Genomic DNA, 18,062 nt, shown 5'->3' with positions numbered 1-18,062 from the left:
GCCGCCCGCTTCGAGCGCGAGGTGCGCGACGCGCAGCAGGAACCGAAGTCCGCTTATCTGCGCGCGATGCGCGCCGTGTCCCGCGAAGGGCCATGCCGGGGCCGCGGCCCCGAAACTCGCCGAAACCCCTGCGAATCAAAGAACTCCGAGCCATCATGACCGAACCGACCCAGCAGAACGCGCCCAGCGCCGCGCCCGAACTCGACGACAACCAGATCATCGCCGAGCGCCGCGAGAAACTGCGCGCGCTGCGCGAGGCAGGCGTCGCCTATCCGAACGACTTCCGCCCGACCCATCACGCCGCCGACCTCGCACGCGATTACGCCGACACCGACAAGGACACGCTCGAAGCGAACCCTCTCGAAGTGGCCATCGCCGGCCGCATGATGCTCAAGCGCGTGATGGGCAAGGCGAGCTTTGCCACGGTGCGCGACGGCTCGGGGCAGATCCAGTTCTTCATCACGCCCGCCGACGTGGGCGAGGCAACCTACGACGCGTTCAAGAAGTGGGACCTCGGCGACATCGTCGCGGCCAAGGGTGTGCTGTTCCGCACCAACAAGGGCGAGCTTTCGGTGCGCTGCACGCAACTGCGTCTGCTCTCGAAGGCGCTGCGTCCGCTGCCGGACAAGTTCCACGGCCTCTCTGACCAGGAAATGCGCTATCGCCAGCGCTATGTCGACCTGATCGTTACGCCGGAAGCGCGTCAGACCTTCCAGGCGCGCACCAAGGCGATTTCCTCCGTGCGCCGCTTCATGGCCGACTCGGGCTTCATGGAAGTCGAAACGCCGATGCTGCACCCGATCCCGGGCGGCGCGGCGGCCAAGCCGTTCGTCACGCACCACAACGCGCTCGACATGCAGATGTTCATGCGCATCGCGCCCGAACTGTATCTGAAGCGCCTGGTCGTGGGCGGCTTCGAACGCGTGTTCGAGATAAACCGGAATTTCCGTAACGAAGGCGTTTCGCCGCGACACAATCCGGAATTCACGATGATGGAGTTCTACGCCGCGTACACCGACTACGCGTGGCTCATGGACTTCACCGAGCAGCTGATCCGCCAGGCCGCCATCGACGCGAGCGGCACCGCCGTGCTGACGTATCAGGGCCGTGAACTCGACCTCTCGAAGCCGTTCCATCGCTTGACGATCGTGCAGGCGATCCAGAAGTACGCGCCGCAATACACGAACGAGCAACTTGCCGACGCCGCCTTCCTCCGCGCGGAACTCAAGAAGTTTGGCGTGGATGCGAATCAGCCCGCATTCCTGAACGCGGGTGTGGGCTCGCTCCAGCTAGCGCTCTTCGAAGAGACGGCCGAGTCGCAACTGTGGGAGCCGACTTACATCATCGACTATCCCGTCGAAGTCTCGCCGCTCGCGCGCGCCTCGGACACGCTGCCGGGCATCACCGAGCGCTTCGAGCTGTTCATCACGGGTCGCGAGATCGCCAACGGCTTCTCGGAACTGAACGATCCGGAAGACCAGGCCGCGCGCTTCAAGAAGCAGGTCGAGCAAAAGGACGCCGGCGACGAAGAAGCGATGTTCTACGACGCCGACTACATCCGCGCGCTCGAATACGGCATGCCTCCGACGGGCGGCTGCGGCATCGGCATCGACCGTCTGATCATGCTGCTCACGGACAGCGCAAGCATCCGCGACGTGATCCTGTTCCCGCATCTGCGCCGCGAAGACTAAGCAGACCCCTGCCTGACATGACGGGGCGCATGCGGTTGACACCGTATGCGCCCCGTTTCTTTGTGCCTTCCCCGGGCACATGTTTGTAACCATCGGTAAATTCTGCCGGAGAGCGATGCGGCTGAGACGGGTACGTCGATTGCGTCTCTCTCGAAGACCGCGTTGTGCAACGCTGCGCGACGACCGCACCCAGAGCGTATGCCCGCACTCATCGCGCAGGGTTACAAATTGAAACGCTCACAGACCTGGATTGGCTCAAACTGGGTCTCACAAGAGAGCCAACTCTGCCAAAGACGGAGCCTGTCATGAACACAACCGATCCGACCACACCGAAACGCCGCCTCCATCCGCTGATCGCAACGGCGGCGGCAGCCGTCATCGTCGCGAGCCTCGCGGCCACAGCGGCTATCACCGGCGTTTTCCCCAGAGCTTCCAGCACCGCCGAACAGAGCGCCCAGGTTCAGACGGGCCAGACGGCCATGACGGCTTCACAGCCGCAGGTGGTCGACTCGACAAAGCCGGTGCAGCCCTCGCAATATGCGCAGAACGGCCAGAATGCGCCGGCCGAGCCGCAACCGGCGCCGGCAGAGCCTCAACAGCCGGCGGCCGTGCCCGTCGCCCCGGCGCAGCAGCAGTATGGTCAACAGCCTGCCCAGCCGGCGCAACCTGCGCAGCAGCAATACGCCCAGGAGGCACCCCCCGCCCAGCCCGCATGCTCGACGTGCGGCACGGTCGTCGCGATTTCCGAGGTCAAGCATGAAGGCCACGGCACCGGTATCGGCGCAGTCGGCGGCGCGGTGGCGGGCGGCGTGGTCGGCAACCAGTTCGGCGCGGGTAACGGCCGCACGGCCATGACGCTGCTCGGCGCACTGGGTGGCGGCTTCGCGGGCAACTCGGTCGAAAAGCACCTGCGCAGCACGACGAGTTACTCGGTGCGCGTACGCATGGAGAACGGCAAGACGCGCTATTTCACCTATCACGAAGCGCCGCCGTTCCAGCAAGGCGAGCGCGTGCGTGTCGAGAACGGCACGTTGGTCGCGGGCTGATTGCCCTGACGCTGAACGAGCAATAAAAAAGGCGATTTGCCGTGCTGGCAAATCGCCTTTTTCTCGTCTGCTCACTGGGCATGCCGGAAGTCAGTAGTCCGCGTCTTCGATCCACGCGGCCTGAATCGCTTCGAGAATCTTCTCGTTCGAGCGCTCGGGGTCGTCGTCGAAACCGTCGAGCTGGGTGATCCAGCGATGCAGATCGGTGAAGCGCACGTACTGCGGATCTACTTCGGGATGGGTGTCCGTCAAGGCCATCGCGATGTCCTGCGTATCGGTCCATTTCATGGCTGCGCGCTCCTCCTGGTGTTCAGTGGCTCAGTGGTTTTCTTTCGCGTGGTTGATAGAGTAACGCGGAATCTCGACCACCAGGTCGTCGTTCTCCGGCACGATGGCCTGACACGACAGCCGCGACGTCGGCTCGAGGCCCCATGCCTTGTCGAGGAGATCGTCTTCGTCCTCCTCGGAAGGCACGAGCGCATCGAAACCTTCGCGCACGATCACGTGACAGGTCGTGCAGGCGCACGACTTCTCGCATGCGTGCTCGATTTCGATGCCGTGTTCGAGCAGCGCGTCGCACACGCTCTCACCCGGTTTGGCGTCGATGACCGCGCCTTCAGGGCACAGTTCGACATGGGGCAGCACCACGATTTGAGGCATTGTGATTTCCGTATCCAATAACTTTCATATCGGGCGCATGCCCCGCCTCCGACGGCGGCATGTGCCCATTCTACTGTCGGTGCGCGCTCAGCCACATCGGGAAAGCACGCACGCATGCGCCGTTTGCTAACGACGCGTTCGCCTTTAAGCTGTCGAGGCTGTTGACGCGCTCCTGGCCGCGCCTTTAGCCGATCTCGTCGAGCTTCTTGCCTGCCAGCGCGCGCTTGATGCCCTTGTCCATGCGGCGCGCGGCGAATTCGTCGGTGCCTTCGGAAAGCGCCTTCGTGGCGGCTTCGATCGCGCCGGCGTCCTCGCCCTGTGCGACTTGCGCGAGCGCGGCGATCAGCGCATCGACTTGCACGCGTTCGGCTTCGTCGAGCAGTTCGCCATCGGCGCCCAAAGCGGCGTTCGTCGCTTCGATGATGCGTTGCGCCTCGACCTGCGCCTCGCGCAGCGCGCGGGCGCGCATATCGACTTCGGCGGTCTTGAAGCTGTCTTCGAGCATGCGGGCCACGTCGTCGTCGGCGAGACCGTAGGACGGTTTCACCACCACCGAGGCTTCCACGCCCGATAGCTGCTCGCGCGCGAAAACCGACAAGAGGCCGTCCGCATCCACCTGGTAAGTCACGCGAATGCGCGCCGCGCCCGCCGCCATCGGCGGAATGCCGCGCAGCTCGAAACGCGCGAGCGAGCGGCAGTCGGCGACTAGCTCGCGCTCGCCCTGCACCACGTGAATCGCCATGGCCGTCTGGCCGTCCTTGAAGGTCGTGAAGTCCTGCGCACGCGCGACCGGAATGGTCGAATTGCGCGGGATGATCTTCTCGACGAGGCCACCCATCGTCTCCACCCCGAGCGACAGCGGGATGACGTCGAGCAACAGCCAGTCATCGTCGCCGCCGCGGTTGCCCGCCAGCAAGTCGGCCTGGATCGCCGCGCCGAGCGCGACGACCTGATCGGGGTCCAGGTTCGTGAGAGGCGCCTGGCCGAAGTGCTGCTCCACGGCGCGGCGGATCACGGGCATGCGCGTCGCGCCGCCGACCAGCACCACGCCCTTCACGTCCTTCGCGGCCACCTTCGCGTCGCGCAGCGCCTTCTTCGTCGGCGTGAGCGTGCGCTGCACGAGCGCTTGCGTGAGCGCTTCGAAGCGCGGCTCGTCGATCGTCAGCGCGACCTGCTGGCCGCTCGACAGCGTTGCCTCGATGCGCGCTTCGGGCGCCGACGAGAGCGCTTCCTTCGCATCGCGCACGCGGTCGAGCAACAGACGCACGTCTTCGGGCGCGAGCGCCGCGCGCTCGATGCCGGACTGCTCCAGCGCATAAGCAAAGAGCGCATGGTCGAAATCATCGCCGCCGAGCGCCGAATCGCCGCCGGCCGCCAGCACTTCGAACACGCCCTTCGTGAGCTTGAGGATCGACAGGTCGAAGGTGCCGCCGCCGAGGTCGTAGACCGCGTAGAGGCCTTCGGCGCCGTTGTCGAGCCCGTACGCGATCGCCGCCGCGGTCGGCTCGTTGAGCAGACGCAGCACGTTCAGGCCCGCGAGACGCGCGGCGTCCTTGGTCGCCTGGCGCTGCGCTTCGTCGAAATACGCCGGCACCGTGATGACGGCGCCCACGAGCTCGTCGCCGAGCGTGTCTTCGGCGCGCTGGCGCAGCGTCGCGAGAATTTCCGCCGAAACTTCGACGGGGCTCTTCACGCCGTCAATCGTCCGGATTTGCACCATGCCCGGCGCGTCGACGAAGTCGTACGGCGCGTTGGCCGCGCCTTCGACCTCGGACTTGCCGCGGCCCATGAAGCGCTTGACCGACACGATCGTGTTACGCGGATCGGTCGCGGCTTGCGCCTTCGCCGTGCGGCCGATGCGGCGGCCGCCGTTCGCGAGATAGCGCACGACCGAGGGCAGCAGCACGTGGCCGTCTTCGTCGGGCAGCACGTCGGGCACGCCGCTGCGCACTGCGGCGACCAGCGAGTTCGTCGTGCCGAGGTCGATGCCGACGGCGAGTCGCCGCTGATGCGGCGCCGGTGCCATGCCGGGTTCGGAGATTTGCAGTAAGGCCATCTGTGTGTTTTAACCTGATGGGCGACAAGCGCCCGATATCCGTTTGCGCGCCCGGCTTCAGCCTTCGAGCCGCTCGATCTGCGAGTCGATTTCGCTCGCCACGCGCTCGATGAACATGAGCTGGCGCACCGCCTCGGCCGCGGGCTGGTTCGAGCCGCTGTCGAGCAGCGCCGCGAGCTTCGTGAAGCGCACGCGTTCGTCGTCGCGCAGCTCGCCCGCGAGCGCGTCGAGCGCATCGACGTTCTTCGCGCCGACCGCGTCTTCGATCGCCTCGCGCCACTCCATCTGCTGCATGAGGAACGCGGGCTCCATCGCGGTATTGTTCTCCGCGCCAACGTCGATGCCGCGCAGATGCAGCAGATACTTCGCGCGCTTGAGCGGATCGCGCAGCGTCTGATACGCCTCGTTCGTGCGCGTGGCCCATTGCATGGCGATGCGCTTTTGCGCCTCGCCGGCCGCGGCGAAGCGGTCGGGATGCACCTGCCCCTGCACCGTGCGGTAGGCATGGTCGAGCGCGTCCGCGTCGATCGCGAACTGCTCGGGCAGGCCGAACAGCACGAAGTGGCTGTCGGAAAGCGACCGGGAAGGCGTGGAAGGCGGGCTCATCGGCTGGAACGTTCTTGTGGGGCTATGAGGGCTGACGGGCCCTAACAGCTACGGCCGTCAAAATCAAAAAGGCGGCACAGGCCGCCTTTTCACCGCTCTACGCGGGCTCAAACGCGGAAGGACTCGCCGCAGCCGCACTCGTCCTTCACATTCGGGTTATTGAACCGGAAGCCCTCGTTCAGGCCTTCGCGCACGAAGTCGAGCTGCGTGCCGTCGATATAGGCGAGACTCTTCGGGTCGACGATGACCTTCACGCCGTGGCTCTCGAAGACGTTGTCCTCGGGCGCGAGTTCGTCGACGTACTCGAGCTTGTACGCGAGGCCCGAGCAGCCCGTCGTGCGCACGCCAAGACGCAGGCCCACGCCCTTGCCGCGACGGGTCAGGTACTTTTGCACGTGCTGTGCCGCTTTTTCAGTCAACGTAATTGCCATAGCATCTTCGCCGCGCCTCGCGCCGCCAGTTGGGCTTTCGCCTTCCCTCGCGTCGCGACGCAACCCTGCTGCATCCAAAATCGTTAGTCCAGAGCGCCGAACTCGTGGGCTCGACGCCGTCCTGCGTCTACTACGCCGCAGCGCTGTGCTTTACGCCGCGTCGGCCTTCGCTTCGGTCGTGTGACGCTGGCGATAGTCGGCAACCGCTGCCTTGATCGCGTCTTCCGCAAGAATCGAGCAGTGGATCTTCACCGGCGGCAGCGCCAGTTCTTCGGCGATCTGCGTGTTCTTGATGTCGAGCGCCTGGTCGAGCGTCTTGCCCTTCACCCACTCGGTCACGAGCGAGCTCGAAGCGATCGCCGAGCCGCAGCCGTAGGTCTTGAACTTCGCGTCTTCGATCACACCGTCCGCGCCCACGCGGATCTGCAGCTTCATCACGTCGCCGCACGCCGGCGCGCCGACCATGCCGGTGCCCACTGCGTCGTCGTCCTTCGAGAACGAGCCAACGTTGCGCGGGTTTTCGTAGTGGTCCAGAACCTTGTCGCTATATGCCATGATCACACTCCTTCAATTCGTGTTTGCCGCGCTGCACGCAGTTGACTGCACTAGTTGCCTGCTGGTTGCGCTGCGGCGGGTCGTTGTTCGCTGCTGACTGCGCCGCTTTGCTCAGTGCGCTGCCCACTGGATGGTGGACAGATCGATGCCGTCCTGATGCATTTCCCACAGCGGCGAAAGCTCGCGCAGCTTGGCGATCTTCGTCTTCAGCAGGTTGATCACGTAATCCACGTCCTGTTCCGTCGTGAAGCGGCCCACCGTAAAGCGGATCGAGCTGTGCGCCAGCTCGTCGTTGCGGCCGAGCGCGCGCAGCACGTACGACGGCTCGAGCGATGCGGACGTGCACGCCGAACCCGACGACACCGCCACGTCCTTCACCGCCATGATCAGCGACTCGCCTTCGACGAAGTTGAAGCTGATGTTCAGGTTGTGCGGGACACGCTGTTCCATGTCGCCGTTCACGTAGGTTTCCTCGATTTCCTTCAGGCCGCGCAGGAGCTTGTCGCGCAGCATGCGCACGCGCTCGTTTTCCGTGGCCATCTCTTCACGCGCGATGCGGAACGCTTCGCCCATGCCGACGATCTGGTGCGTGGCCAGCGTGCCCGAGCGCATGCCGCGCTCGTGGCCGCCGCCGTGCATCTGCGCTTCGATGCGCACGCGCGGCTTGCGGCGCACGTAAAGCGCGCCGATGCCCTTCGGGCCGTACGTCTTGTGCGCCGAGAACGACATGAGGTCGACCTTGAGCTTTTGCAGGTCGATGGGCGCCTTGCCCGTGGATTGCGCAGCGTCGACGTGGAAAATGATGCCCTTTTCGCGGCAGATCTCGCCGATCGTCGCGATGTCCTGGATCACGCCGATCTCGTTGTTCACGTGCATGACGGAAACGAGGATCGTGTCGGGGCGCAGCGCGGCCTTGAACGCTTCGAGGTCGATCAGGCCGTCGTCCTTGACGTCCAGATACGTGACTTCGTAGCCTTCGCGCTCGAGTTCGCGGCAGGTGTCGAGCACGGCCTTGTGCTCGGTCTTCACCGTGATGATGTGCTTGCCACGGCTCTTGTAGAAGTGTGCAGCGCCCTTGATCGCGAGGTTATCCGATTCGGTTGCACCGGAGGTCCAGATGATTTCGCGCGGGTCGGCGTTGACGAGCGCGGCGACCTGCTCGCGCGCTTCTTCGACTGCGCGCTCCGCATCCCAGCCATAGGCGTGGCTGCGCGACGCCGGATTGCCGAACTGCTCGCGCAGATACGGAATCATCTTGTCCACCACGCGCGGGTCGACGGGGGTCGTCGCGCTGTAGTCCATGTAAATGGGCAGGTGGGGAATGTCGTTATTCATCTATCGCTCCGGGGAATCTTGTGTACTGCGCTGTACTGTCTGTTTTGCCCAACTACGGCGTTCTGGCGGCGCTCGAAGGCGTTACGAACCCGCCATGTTGAAGATCGAGTTCGGACCCAGCGGCATCGCCCTGACCGGCTCCACCGCCGGCGCCTCGGCGCGGCGGTCGCGCAGGACGGCGGGCGCGGCGCCTTCACGGGCGCGCTGCTTGTCGACCAGATCCTTGAGCGACACCGAATCGAGGTACTCGACCATTTTCTGATTCAGCGTCGACCAGAGTTCGTGGGTCATGCAGTGGCCGTCGTGCTGCTTGGTGCCCTCGCAGGCGCCCTTGCCGCCGCACTGGGTGGCGTCGAGCGGCTCGTCCACGGCGATGATGATGTCCGCGACCGTGACGTCCTCCGCGCGGCGCGCGAGGTTGTACCCGCCGCCCGGCCCGCGGACCGATTCGACGATTTCGTGACGGCGCAGCTTGCCGAACAGCTGTTCGAGGTACGACAGCGAGATGTGCTGCCGCTGGCTGATACCCGCAAGCGTCACCGGGCCCTGCTCCTGGCGCAGCGCCAGGTCAATCATCGCCGTGACGGCGAAACGGCCTTTAGTGGTGAGTCTCATGATGTATGGGAACCGCAATTCTCGACAATTTTCGTCAAGTATAAATACATGACTAGTTTAGTCAAGTATCAACGTCGCGATCTGGGTTATTAGGTGCGCAGCGAATCGCAAAAAATGGCGCGATTTCCACGTTCGGCGGATTCGCGCCGCTCATCTCAATCCGCCAGTTGCGGACGCAATGCGGCGAGCAAACCCGCGCAGGCGGCCTCGCACTGATCGAGCACCGTTTCGAAGCCCGCATCACCACCAAAATAGGGATCCACCACAACGCGCGTTTCGGCCTCCGGTGCGAACTCCATCAGCAAACGGATCTTGTCGCGCTCGCTCGCCGGGCAGACGCCCTGAAGCGCGGTGACGTTGGCATCGTCCATCGCCACGATCAGGTCGAAACGGCGAAAATCGTCGGCGGCGATCTGGCGGGCGCGCAACGCGGCGAGCTCGTAGCCTCGCAGGCCGCCGGCGCGCTGGGCGCGCTCGTCGGGTGCCTCGCCGATATGCCAATCACCCGTCCCCGCCGAATCGATCTCGACGCGCCCCGCCAGCCTGGCCTCGTCGACGAGACGCAGCATCACGGCCTCGGCCGTGGGCGAGCGGCAGATATTGCCAAGGCAAACGAAGCAGACGGAAACCTTTTTCATTCGTGGGGGCTGGGGCGACGGAAGGCGTTCAGCGCGCGTCGGCGAATCTCAAATTATACAAAGCGCGCGAAGCACGCGCGGCGCGTTCGCGCCAGCGCGATCTTCAGATTGCGTTCGAGCGCGGCAGCGTAGCGATGCCGTTCATCGCCTTCACCGGCGTCTTGCCTTCGCCGCCCACGAGGCCGTACGACACGGCGCGCGCGAGTTCTGCCGTAACCTGATCGGCGGCGAGCGGCATTTGCTGCTCGGCGGTCTTCCATGCATGGATCCATGCGATCACCGCGAGCGGCAGGATCAGCGCCAGCGGCCAGTACACCGTTATTTTCTTTCTCATGATGCGACTCTCTATCGACTGTGAAGCGACAGGTGCGGACGCACTATCGCCAGTCGAGATGATATAGAGAGTCGCAATCAGGAAAAACCCGGTACGGACGAACACACTGTTGCGCCAGCTTAAATAGTCGACAACCTGGACTTGACCGAAGCGCGAGTGTCAGGCCTGTTCCGGGCGCTTCGTGGTGTCCAGATGCGTGTGCCGCGCCGCGTACAACTCGCGAAACGTGCGACCGACCGGCGCGGGCATGTCGCGCCCGTTGGTCCAGCCGCGCGCGAACGGCAGCTTGCGAATGAGCCTCGTGTGGCCGCCCATGCGCTCGAGTATGCGCACGCCGAGTTTGGTGAGCAGCGCATAGGCCGTTGGGTGAAGCGCGAGCCAGCCCCAGGCTGCAAGCGCCGCGCGCTCGCGCCACGGGCGCAGATGCCGCTCCGTCTGTTTCTCGCGCAGTTTGCGCAGCAGGTCCGAAAGCGGAATGCCCACCGGGCAGACGCTGTTGCACTCGCCGCACAGCGTTGCGGCCTGCGGCAGATCGAGTGTCTTTTCGATGCCGACGTAGCTTGGCGTGAGCACAGAGCCCATCGGTCCCGGATAGACCCAGCCGTACGCGTGGCCGCCCACCTTCTGATAGACCGGGCAGTGGTTCATGCACGCCCCGCAACGGATGCAGCGCAGCATCTCCTGGAATTCGCCGCCGATCAGGCCGGTGCGGCCGCCGTCCACGAGCACGACGTACATGTGCTCGGGGCCGTCCTGGTCCTCGGGTCCGCGCGGGCCCGTGAGCACCGAGAAGTAGTTCGACGTGGCCTGCCCCGTCGCCGAACGCGGCAACAGACGCATGGCCGTGGCGAGGTCTTCGAGCGTAGGCAGCACCTTCTCGATGCCCGTCACCGCCACATGCACGCGCGGCATCACGGTGCACATGCCCTCGTTGCCCTCGTTAGTCACCAGCACGACCGAGCCCGTCTCCGCAACGAGGAAGTTGCCGCCCGTCACGCCCATGTCCGCCGAGAGAAAATGCGGTCGCAGGACTTCGCGCGCCTCGCGGGTCATGTCGGGAATCTCGGTCAGGCGCGGCTTGTCGTGCGTCTTCGCGAAGAGATCGGCGATCTCGTCCTTGTCCTTGTGGACGACGGGCGCAATGATGTGGCTCGGCGGCTCGTTGTCGTTGATCTGCAGGATGTACTCGCCCAGATCGGTCTCGATGGACTGCACGCCCATTTCTGCGAGCACCGTATTGAGCCGCATCTCCTCGGAGACCATCGACTTCGTCTTGATGACCTTGCGCACGTCGTGGCGCCGCGCGATGTCCGCAACCAGCTTCGCGGCGTCTTGCGCCGTTTGCGCGTAGAGCACGGTCACGCCGCGCCGCGTCGCCTCGGTCTCGAACTGCTCGAGCCAGACGTCGAGGTTTTCGAGCGCCCGATTGCGGCGCGCCTTGAGGGCCGCGCGCGTGGCGGGGAAATCGATCGCGGTGATCGCCTCCGCGCGCGCCGAGACGAATTTGGTCGAAAGTTTCTTGAGGTTGTGCTGCAGACGCTGATCGGCCAGCTTCTGACCGGCGCGCGCCTTGAACTGCATCGATTGGACTTGCATGGCGTGAGGGCGAGGTTGAGCGGTGTTCGGCGAAGTCTGGGGCCGAGTTTTGCGTCTATATGCAGATTGCGTGCGAAACGAGCGGCGGCAGTCGGCGGCGCATCACACGTCGCCGGCCAGCACTTGCGCAATATGCAGCACGCGCGTGGTGGTGTCGCCGGTGCGACGCAAACGCCCTTCGATGTTCAACATGCAGCCGAGGTCGCCGAGCACCACCGCGCTCGCACCGCTCGCCTGAACATTCGCGCATTTTTCGTCAGCAATGGCCGTCGAGATGTCGCCGTACTTCACTGCAAAGGTCCCGCCGAAGCCGCAGCAGTGCTCGCAGTCCTTCATCTCGCGCACTTCGACGCCGCGCTGGGCGAGCAACGCGCGCGGCTGCGTCTTGACGCCAAGCTCACGCAGGCCTGAACACGAGTCGTGATACGTCACCGGCCCGCTGAACTCCCCTTGCGGCAGCGCGACCTTTGCGACGTTCACGAGGAAATCCGTGAGTTCGTAGACGCGCTCGCGCAACTTGCCGTAGCGCGCCATCAATTCCGGATCGTCACGAAACAGATCGCCGTAGTGCACGCGGATCATGCCGCCGCAAGAACCCGAAGGGACGACGAGATAGTCGAACTGCTCGAATTCGCGCAGCGTCTTTTCAGCGAGATCACGCGCGATGGCGCGCTCGCCGGAGTTGTAGGCCGGCTGGCCGCAGCAGGTTTGCGCAGCCGGCACAACGACTTCATAGCCCGCCTCTTCGAGCAATTTGAGCGTCGAAAAGCCAATTTCCGGACGCATCGTGTCGATGAGGCACGTGACGAACAAACCGACTCGCATGGGGACTCCTCGTTAAAACCGTCCCCGATTATCCGCTGTTTCGCCGCCATGACCAACGCCGGCCTGCGTTGCCTTCGCCGGTCGGGTGCAATGCCGCAGTGCAGCGAGAGCCTCTGTTCCGGCGCTTACTTTTTTCACAATACGAGATACAATGCATTTTCCGCCTCACGTGTCAAACGAATCTGAACTCATGAGCGACACCCATCCAGATCCGAAGACCTCGATCCAGGTGATCGAGCGCATGATGCGCCTGCTGGATGCGCTGGCCGCGCACACCGACCCGGTCAGCCTGAAGGAGCTTGCGCAGCGCACCGAACTGCATCCTTCGACTGCACACCGCATCCTGAACGATATGGTGAGTTGCCGTCTCGTCGACCGCTCCGATCCCGGCACCTACCGGCTTGGCATGCGGTTGCTCGAACTCGGCAATCTCGTAAAAGCGCGGCTTTCGGTGCGTGACGCGGCACTCACGCCGATGCGCGAACTGCACCGTCTCACGGGCCAGACCGTCAACCTTTCCGTGCGCCAGGGCGACGAAATCGTCTATATCGAACGCGCCTATTCGGAGCGCTCGGGCATGCAGGTGGTGCGCGCCATTGGCGGCCGGGCCCCGCTGCACCTCACTTCGGTCGGCAAGCTCTTTCTGGCGGCCGACGAAGCGAACCGCGTGCGCGCGTACGCCACGCGCACCGGCCTGTCGGGGCACACCCGCAACAGCATTACCGACCTCGGGCGCCTCGAGCGCGAACTCGCTCACGTACGCCAGCAATTCTGCGCACGTGATAATGAAGAGCTCGAACTGGGTGTGCGCTGCATCGCCGCCGGCATCTACGACGACACGGGCAAACTCGTGGCGGGCCTTTCGCTCTCGGCGCCCGCGGACCGCCTGCAGGATTCGTGGCTCGGCCAGTTGAGCAAGACGGCGCTCACGATTTCGGAGTCACTGGGCTATCACCCGGAGCCCGCTGAAGGCAACGTGCAGCCCGCCTAAAGTCAAGGCGAAGCAACATCGAGAAGAGCGGAGGCGCGCCCTCCGCTTTTTTTGCTTGCTGCCTGCCTCACACGTCGACACCGGACGAACGGCACACGCCAGAAAGCAAAACGCCCCGCAGTTGCGGGGCGTTTGTCGGGTAAAGCCGAAAAGGCCGAGATCAGGTACCAGCGCCGCCTGCATCGGCGCTCGTGATGCGCGGCTGCTGGTCGGCGCCGCCATTGTCGAGCCATGTGCGCACGCGCGTGGCATCCGCGAAGCGCGAGTACTTCCCGCTCGAATCGAGCAAGACCATGATCACCGGACGGTTGTGAATCGTCGTCTGCATGACGAGGCACTCACCTGCTTCGTTGATGAAGCCCGTCTTTTGCAGGCCGATGTCCCACGACGCATTGCGGACCAGTGCGTTCGTGCTGTTGTAGGCGAGATTGCGCTTGCCCGTGAACACATCGTAGCTGCGGTCGGTCGAGAACTGCCGAATCATCGGGTACTGGTAGGCCGCGTTCACCATCTTCACGAGATCACGCGCGGTCGAGACGTTGTGGCTCGTGAGCCCCGTCGAATTCTCGAAGTGCGTATCGGTCATGCCGAGTTGCTTCGCCTTCGCGTTCATCGCCGCGATGAACGCCGGACGGCCCCCCGGGTAATAGCGCGAGAGCGCCGCAGCCGCGCGGTTTTCCGACGCCATCAGTGCGATGTGCAACATGTCCTCGCGCGAGAGCACAGAGCCCACCGAAAGTCGCGAACCCGTGTTCTTCTCGTAGTCGCGGTCTTCGTCCGTGACTTCGATCTGTTCCGAGAGCGACTCCTTCGAGTCGAGCACGACCATCGCGGTCATGAGCTTCGAGATCGAGGCGATCGGCACGACGGCGTGCGAGTTCTTGTCGAACAGCGGCTCGAGCGTGTTCTGATCGACCACGTACGCCACGCCCGAGCGCAGCATCAGCGAGTCGGGCGACTCGTGCAGACCGAACGCCTGACCCACCGTCGGCTGGCGCGGTTCGAACGCGACACGGCGCACCGCCGAGTGATGGCGCCCGTTCATCGTATAACTGACGCGGCGTTTTTTGGCCACCGGACGCGCGTCCTCGTCCTTTGCGGCGACGGTGCGGACTGCGGTCGCCTTATTGCTGGCTTTGGCCGTTTCCGCCTCGGCCTTCGCAACCTTCCTGGTGGCTTTTTTCGCCTTGGCCGTCTTGGCCGGTGCAGCGTCTTGCGACGCAGCAAAGGCGCCCTCAGGCGCCACGAGCGTCGCACTGATCGCGACGGAAACAGCAACCGACAATGCGGTGCTGATAACCGACGACGGTATCAGTGAGAACGACAGGAGCTTGTCGGATTTCATTGGTGTTCTTGATGGAGCGGCGGGATCGTTCGCCAAGTGTAGTAAAACCACGAAAAATTCGCAAATTGAAGCACTTATAGGCGCTCATTAAACCGAAGTATGACCTCCGATTGATCTAGCCAATGCACTTCCCGCATTCGATGGAGCCAGACAATTGCCAAGTCACTCCTCTCCCCGCGACGCCGCTTGCTGACAACGTTTGCGGCACACGCAAAATGCGCTTGCTGCGTTAACGGCGTTCGTCGCAGGAACTTGAACTGAGGAGAATACGGGTGAGATTTGTCTGACCACCAGTGCCGCCGTGCCGCGCGACGCGCGTTCGACCGCAATGGATCATTAACGTTCCATGAAGGATTTCGGTGGACCCACCCAGGTAAAATCCTATAGGCGCGTTCACCTGATCCATGCCGCATCTTGCCAGAAGCCGCGTTTGCGCGCTCGCGCCACCCTGCGCGCGGCTCCGGCAAGGCGCCGTGAGCGCCACGCGACGGGCATTGGCATGTTGTCGCGCTTGCGCCATGCGCGGGGCATAAGTGTTTGTTTAATAATAAGTTATCGATATTGTGCGACGCACCAGAAAATCTTGACTTTCTTCCGGAGCGTCCTAAAATCGAGTCAATGTTGCGACGCACAAAGCGAGCGACAGAACACCAGCGTCGTGCCACTTAATTCAGGCGACCCACGAAGGCCGCCGACATCCAGGAGCGTAAACATGAGTCTGCTGACCCCTGAGCAATTCGCCGCTGCCCAGAAAGCCAACCTCGAAACCCTGTTCGGCCTCACCGGCAAGGCATTCGAAGGCGTGGAAAAGCTCGTCGAGTTGAACCTTCAGGCCGTCCGCTCGAATCTGGCGGAATCGCAGGAACACGCCCAGCGCGCACTGTCGGTGAAGGACGCGCAGGAATTCCTGGCCCTGCAAACGAGCTATGCCCAGCCGCTGACCGAAAAGCTGCTGTCGTATGGCCGTCATGTGTATGAAATCGCCTCGGCCACCCAGGCTGAGTTCGCAAAGGTCGCCGAAGCCCACTACGAAGAGCAGAACCGCAAGGTTCAATCGCTCGTCGACAACGTCGCGAAGAATGCGCCGGCTGGCTCGGAAACCGCAGTCGCCGTGATCAAGTCGGCCATCAACGCCGCGAACACGACCTACGAAACGGTCCACAAGGCGACGAAGCAAGCCGTGGAAATGGCGGAAAGCAACTTCAACGCCGCCACCGCTGCCGCGAGCAAGGCCGCCGCTCAGGCGTCGCGCTCGGCTGCCGCTTCGGCCAAGAAGCCTGTCTGAACGTTGTGGCTTGATCCGGTGCGTGCGCTAAAGCAGCCGCGCACCGGTCGCCGGACTGAACGCTCCGGCATGCCGCCTGGCATGTCACTTGCCCGGTCGCCGACCGGGAATCTTTTTTACGCTCCGGCGCCTCTCGTAGCAGATACTGCGGAACCCAAAAGCAAACGGCGCACCCCTCACGGAGTGCGCCGTTGCTTCATGTGCGCCGCAACGAGCGGCGCGGCAAGAACTTACTTCTTCTTCTGCGGCGGCAGGTCGGTACAGACGCCTTCGTACAGCTCGGCGGCCATGCCGATCGACTCGCCCAGCGTCGGGTGCGGGTGGATCGTCTTGCCGATGTCGGTCGCATCCGCGCCCATTTCCACCGCGAGGCAGACTTCACTGATGAGGTCGCCCGCGTTCAGGCCGACGATGCCGCCGCCGATCACGCGATGCGTCTCTTCGTCGAAGATCAGCTTCGTGAAGCCCTCGTCGCGGCCGTTGGCGATCGCGCGGCCCGAAGCGGCCCACGGGAACACGGCCTTGCCGTACTTGATGCCTTCGGCCTTGCACTGGTCTTCGGTCTTGCCGGCCCACGCCACTTCCGGATCGGTGTAGGCCACCGAAGGAATCTGCAGCGCGTCGAAGTACGCCTTCTCGCCGTGCGCCGCTTCCGCCGCCACGTGGCCTTCATGCACGGCCTTGTGCGCGAGCATTGGCTGGCCGACCACGTCGCCGATCGCGAAGATGTGCGGCACATTCGTGCGCATCTGCTTGTCGACTTCGATGAAGCCGCGATCCGTCACCGCCACGCCGGCCTTGTCCGCGCCGATCTTCTTGCCGTTGGGCGAGCGGCCCACGGCGACCAGCACGAGGTCGTAGCGCTGCGGCTCGGCCGGCGCCTTCTCGCCCTCGAACGACACGTAGATGCCGTCGTCCTTCGCCTCGGCGTTCGTGGTCCTGGTCTTGAGCATGACGTTCGCGAAGCGCTTCGCGTTGTACTTCTCCCAGACCTTCACGAGGTCGCGGTCCGCACCGGCCATCAGGCCGTCGAGCATTTCCACGACGTCGATCTGCGCGCCGAGCGTCGCGTAGACGGTGGCCATTTCCAGACCGATGATGCCGCCGCCGATCACGAGCATCTTCTGCGGAATCTGGCGCAGTTCCAGCGCGCCGGTCGAATCGACCACGCGCGGATCTTCCGGCATGAACGGCAGCTTCACGGCCTGCGAACCCGCAGCGATGATCGCCTGCTTGAATTTGACGATCTTCTTGCCGTTCTCGCCCGCCACTTCCATATGGTTCGGATCGAGGAACGCGCCCACGCCGGTCACAACTTCGACCTTGCGCGCCTTCGCCATACCGGCGAGGCCGCCCGTCAGCTTCTTGACGACGCCGGACTTGAAGTCGCGCAGGCGGTCGAGATCGATCTGCGGCTTGCCGAACGTGATGCCGTGTGAGCCGAGCGCTTCGGCTTCGTCGATCACGAGCGCCGTGTGCAGCAGCGCCTTCGACGGAATGCAGCCCACGTTCAGGCACACGCCGCCGAGCGTCGAATAGCGCTCGACCAGCACCGTCTTCATGCCGAGGTCGGCGGAACGGAACGCAGCCGAGTAGCCGCCGGGGCCCGCGCCAAGAACGAGCATGTCGCATTCGACGTCGGCGCTGCCGCTGAAGCTGCCGGCTTGCGGCGCCGCGGTCTTCGAAACTTCTGCGGCCTTCGGTGCTTCCGCTGCCTTGGGCGCTTCCGCCTTCGGTGCTTCGGCCTTCTGAGCCGGCGCAGCCGCAGCTTCCGACGCTTCGACCAGTGCGATCACCGTGCCCTGCGAAGCCTTGTCGCCAGCTTTGATCTTCACTTCCTTGACGGTGCCCGCGACGTCGCTGGGCACTTCCATCGTGGCCTTGTCCGACTCGAGCGAGAGCAGCGTCTGCTCCTTCTCGATGACGTCGCCCGCCTTGATATTGACTTCGATGACGTCGATGTCCTTGAAGTCGCCGATATCCGGCACTTTCACTTCGACGAGACTCATGGTGTCCCCTACCCCTAAAGGATGACCGGCCGCGCCTGCCGCAG

Annotated in this window: 18 protein-coding genes; 4 read left to right on the top strand and 14 right to left on the bottom strand. The window is 64.0% G+C overall.

The window, feature by feature from the left end:
- Window positions 1-155 precede the first annotated feature (155 nt).
- Complete coding sequence (gene lysS, locus M3I53_RS06530; protein ID WP_254315162.1) at window positions 156-1,691, top strand: lysine--tRNA ligase; 1,536 nt, start codon at window positions 156-158, stop codon at window positions 1,689-1,691.
- 305 nt (window positions 1,692-1,996) lie between these two features.
- On the top strand, window positions 1,997-2,737 hold the full coding sequence (locus M3I53_RS06525; protein ID WP_254315161.1) for a glycine zipper 2TM domain-containing protein: 741 nt from the start codon (window positions 1,997-1,999) through the stop codon (window positions 2,735-2,737).
- 90 nt (window positions 2,738-2,827) lie between these two features.
- Here M3I53_RS06525 and iscX read toward each other — a convergent pair whose 3' ends face one another.
- The 12 genes from iscX to M3I53_RS06465 all read right to left on the bottom strand — a co-directional run bounded on the left by iscX (window position 2,828) and on the right by M3I53_RS06465 (window position 12,388).
- Window positions 2,828-3,025, bottom strand: coding sequence for a Fe-S cluster assembly protein IscX (iscX, locus tag M3I53_RS06520; protein ID WP_028204168.1), 198 nt, complete (start codon window positions 3,023-3,025; stop codon window positions 2,828-2,830).
- A gap of 30 nt (window positions 3,026-3,055) precedes the next feature.
- Window positions 3,056-3,397, bottom strand: coding sequence for an ISC system 2Fe-2S type ferredoxin (gene fdx, locus M3I53_RS06515; protein ID WP_069265529.1), 342 nt, complete (start codon window positions 3,395-3,397; stop codon window positions 3,056-3,058).
- A gap of 184 nt (window positions 3,398-3,581) precedes the next feature.
- Entirely contained in the window at window positions 3,582-5,453 is a 1,872-nt protein-coding gene (gene hscA / locus M3I53_RS06510) for a Fe-S protein assembly chaperone HscA (protein ID WP_254315160.1), read from the bottom strand.
- Between the two features lie 57 nt (window positions 5,454-5,510).
- On the bottom strand, window positions 5,511-6,059 hold the full coding sequence (gene hscB / locus M3I53_RS06505; protein WP_254315159.1) for a Fe-S protein assembly co-chaperone HscB: 549 nt from the start codon (window positions 6,057-6,059) through the stop codon (window positions 5,511-5,513).
- A gap of 107 nt (window positions 6,060-6,166) precedes the next feature.
- Window positions 6,167-6,490, bottom strand: coding sequence for an iron-sulfur cluster assembly protein IscA (gene iscA / locus M3I53_RS06500; RefSeq protein ID WP_028210067.1), 324 nt, complete (start codon window positions 6,488-6,490; stop codon window positions 6,167-6,169).
- Between the two features lie 150 nt (window positions 6,491-6,640).
- Window positions 6,641-7,045 carry a Fe-S cluster assembly scaffold IscU gene (iscU, locus tag M3I53_RS06495; protein WP_028204173.1) on the bottom strand — a complete coding sequence of 135 codons (405 nt, stop codon included), beginning with the start codon at window positions 7,043-7,045 and terminating at the stop codon, window positions 6,641-6,643.
- A 111-nt stretch (window positions 7,046-7,156) separates the two neighbouring features.
- Window positions 7,157-8,380 carry an IscS subfamily cysteine desulfurase gene (locus M3I53_RS06490; RefSeq protein WP_254315158.1) on the bottom strand — a complete coding sequence of 408 codons (1,224 nt, stop codon included), beginning with the start codon at window positions 8,378-8,380 and terminating at the stop codon, window positions 7,157-7,159.
- 81 nt (window positions 8,381-8,461) lie between these two features.
- Window positions 8,462-8,995, bottom strand: a complete 534-nt coding sequence (gene iscR, locus M3I53_RS06485) for a Fe-S cluster assembly transcriptional regulator IscR (protein WP_042264865.1) — start codon at window positions 8,993-8,995, stop codon at window positions 8,462-8,464.
- Between the two features lie 155 nt (window positions 8,996-9,150).
- Entirely contained in the window at window positions 9,151-9,633 is a 483-nt protein-coding gene (locus tag M3I53_RS06480) for a low molecular weight protein-tyrosine-phosphatase (protein WP_254315157.1), read from the bottom strand.
- Window positions 9,634-9,736: 103 nt separating this feature from the next.
- Window positions 9,737-9,967, bottom strand: coding sequence for a hypothetical protein (locus tag M3I53_RS06475; RefSeq protein WP_254315156.1), 231 nt, complete (start codon window positions 9,965-9,967; stop codon window positions 9,737-9,739).
- A 159-nt stretch (window positions 9,968-10,126) separates the two neighbouring features.
- The gene (locus tag M3I53_RS06470; protein WP_254315155.1) at window positions 10,127-11,563 is read right to left on the bottom strand and encodes a lactate utilization protein B; all 1,437 of its coding nucleotides are present in this window, start codon (window positions 11,561-11,563) and stop codon (window positions 10,127-10,129) included.
- Between the two features lie 102 nt (window positions 11,564-11,665).
- Window positions 11,666-12,388 carry a (Fe-S)-binding protein gene (locus M3I53_RS06465; protein WP_254315154.1) on the bottom strand — a complete coding sequence of 241 codons (723 nt, stop codon included), beginning with the start codon at window positions 12,386-12,388 and terminating at the stop codon, window positions 11,666-11,668.
- Window positions 12,389-12,578: 190 nt separating this feature from the next.
- On the opposite strand from M3I53_RS06465, the gene M3I53_RS06460 reads away from it, so the two are divergent.
- Window positions 12,579-13,379 (top strand): IclR family transcriptional regulator, encoded by an 801-nt coding sequence (locus M3I53_RS06460; RefSeq protein ID WP_254315153.1) that lies wholly within the window; start codon window positions 12,579-12,581, stop codon window positions 13,377-13,379.
- A 160-nt stretch (window positions 13,380-13,539) separates the two neighbouring features.
- Here M3I53_RS06460 and pbpG read toward each other — a convergent pair whose 3' ends face one another.
- Window positions 13,540-14,724, bottom strand: a complete 1,185-nt coding sequence (pbpG, locus tag M3I53_RS06455) for a D-alanyl-D-alanine endopeptidase (protein WP_254315152.1) — start codon at window positions 14,722-14,724, stop codon at window positions 13,540-13,542.
- A 712-nt stretch (window positions 14,725-15,436) separates the two neighbouring features.
- Between pbpG and M3I53_RS06450 the strand changes: the two genes are divergently transcribed.
- Complete coding sequence (locus M3I53_RS06450; RefSeq protein ID WP_158757564.1) at window positions 15,437-16,009, top strand: phasin family protein; 573 nt, start codon at window positions 15,437-15,439, stop codon at window positions 16,007-16,009.
- A 230-nt stretch (window positions 16,010-16,239) separates the two neighbouring features.
- Here the strand turns inward: M3I53_RS06450 and lpdA are convergent, their stop codons facing one another.
- On the bottom strand, window positions 16,240-18,018 hold the full coding sequence (lpdA, locus tag M3I53_RS06445) for a dihydrolipoyl dehydrogenase (RefSeq protein ID WP_254315151.1): 1,779 nt from the start codon (window positions 18,016-18,018) through the stop codon (window positions 16,240-16,242).
- Window positions 18,019-18,062: the final 44 nt, after the last annotated feature.

Source organism: Paraburkholderia sp. CNPSo 3272, assembly GCF_024206495.1.
GTDB lineage: Bacteria > Pseudomonadota > Gammaproteobacteria > Burkholderiales > Burkholderiaceae > Paraburkholderia.
This window is presented reverse-complemented; position numbering and strand designations above follow the sequence as displayed.

Bases quoted from the DNA above. Each gene is read 5' to 3' on its own strand.
- lysS (WP_254315162.1), top strand. From the start codon at position 156: ATGACCGAACCGACCCAGCAGAACGCGCCCAGCGCCGCGCCCGAACTC.
- M3I53_RS06525 (WP_254315161.1), top strand. From the start codon at position 1,997: ATGAACACAACCGATCCGACCACACCGAAACGCCGCCTCCATCCGCTG.
- iscX (WP_028204168.1), bottom strand. From the start codon at position 3,025: ATGAAATGGACCGATACGCAGGACATCGCGATGGCCTTGACGGACACC.
- fdx (WP_069265529.1), bottom strand. From the start codon at position 3,397: ATGCCTCAAATCGTGGTGCTGCCCCATGTCGAACTGTGCCCTGAAGGC.
- hscA (WP_254315160.1), bottom strand. From the start codon at position 5,453: ATGGCCTTACTGCAAATCTCCGAACCCGGCATGGCACCGGCGCCGCAT.
- hscB (WP_254315159.1), bottom strand. From the start codon at position 6,059: ATGAGCCCGCCTTCCACGCCTTCCCGGTCGCTTTCCGACAGCCACTTC.
- iscA (WP_028210067.1), bottom strand. From the start codon at position 6,490: ATGGCAATTACGTTGACTGAAAAAGCGGCACAGCACGTGCAAAAGTAC.
- iscU (WP_028204173.1), bottom strand. From the start codon at position 7,045: ATGGCATATAGCGACAAGGTTCTGGACCACTACGAAAACCCGCGCAAC.
- M3I53_RS06490 (WP_254315158.1), bottom strand. From the start codon at position 8,380: ATGAATAACGACATTCCCCACCTGCCCATTTACATGGACTACAGCGCG.
- iscR (WP_042264865.1), bottom strand. From the start codon at position 8,995: ATGAGACTCACCACTAAAGGCCGTTTCGCCGTCACGGCGATGATTGAC.
- M3I53_RS06480 (WP_254315157.1), bottom strand. From the start codon at position 9,633: ATGAAAAAGGTTTCCGTCTGCTTCGTTTGCCTTGGCAATATCTGCCGC.
- M3I53_RS06475 (WP_254315156.1), bottom strand. From the start codon at position 9,967: ATGAGAAAGAAAATAACGGTGTACTGGCCGCTGGCGCTGATCCTGCCG.
- M3I53_RS06470 (WP_254315155.1), bottom strand. From the start codon at position 11,563: ATGCAAGTCCAATCGATGCAGTTCAAGGCGCGCGCCGGTCAGAAGCTG.
- M3I53_RS06465 (WP_254315154.1), bottom strand. From the start codon at position 12,388: ATGCGAGTCGGTTTGTTCGTCACGTGCCTCATCGACACGATGCGTCCG.
- M3I53_RS06460 (WP_254315153.1), top strand. From the start codon at position 12,579: ATGAGCGACACCCATCCAGATCCGAAGACCTCGATCCAGGTGATCGAG.
- pbpG (WP_254315152.1), bottom strand. From the start codon at position 14,724: ATGAAATCCGACAAGCTCCTGTCGTTCTCACTGATACCGTCGTCGGTT.
- M3I53_RS06450 (WP_158757564.1), top strand. From the start codon at position 15,437: ATGAGTCTGCTGACCCCTGAGCAATTCGCCGCTGCCCAGAAAGCCAAC.
- lpdA (WP_254315151.1), bottom strand. From the start codon at position 18,018: ATGAGTCTCGTCGAAGTGAAAGTGCCGGATATCGGCGACTTCAAGGAC.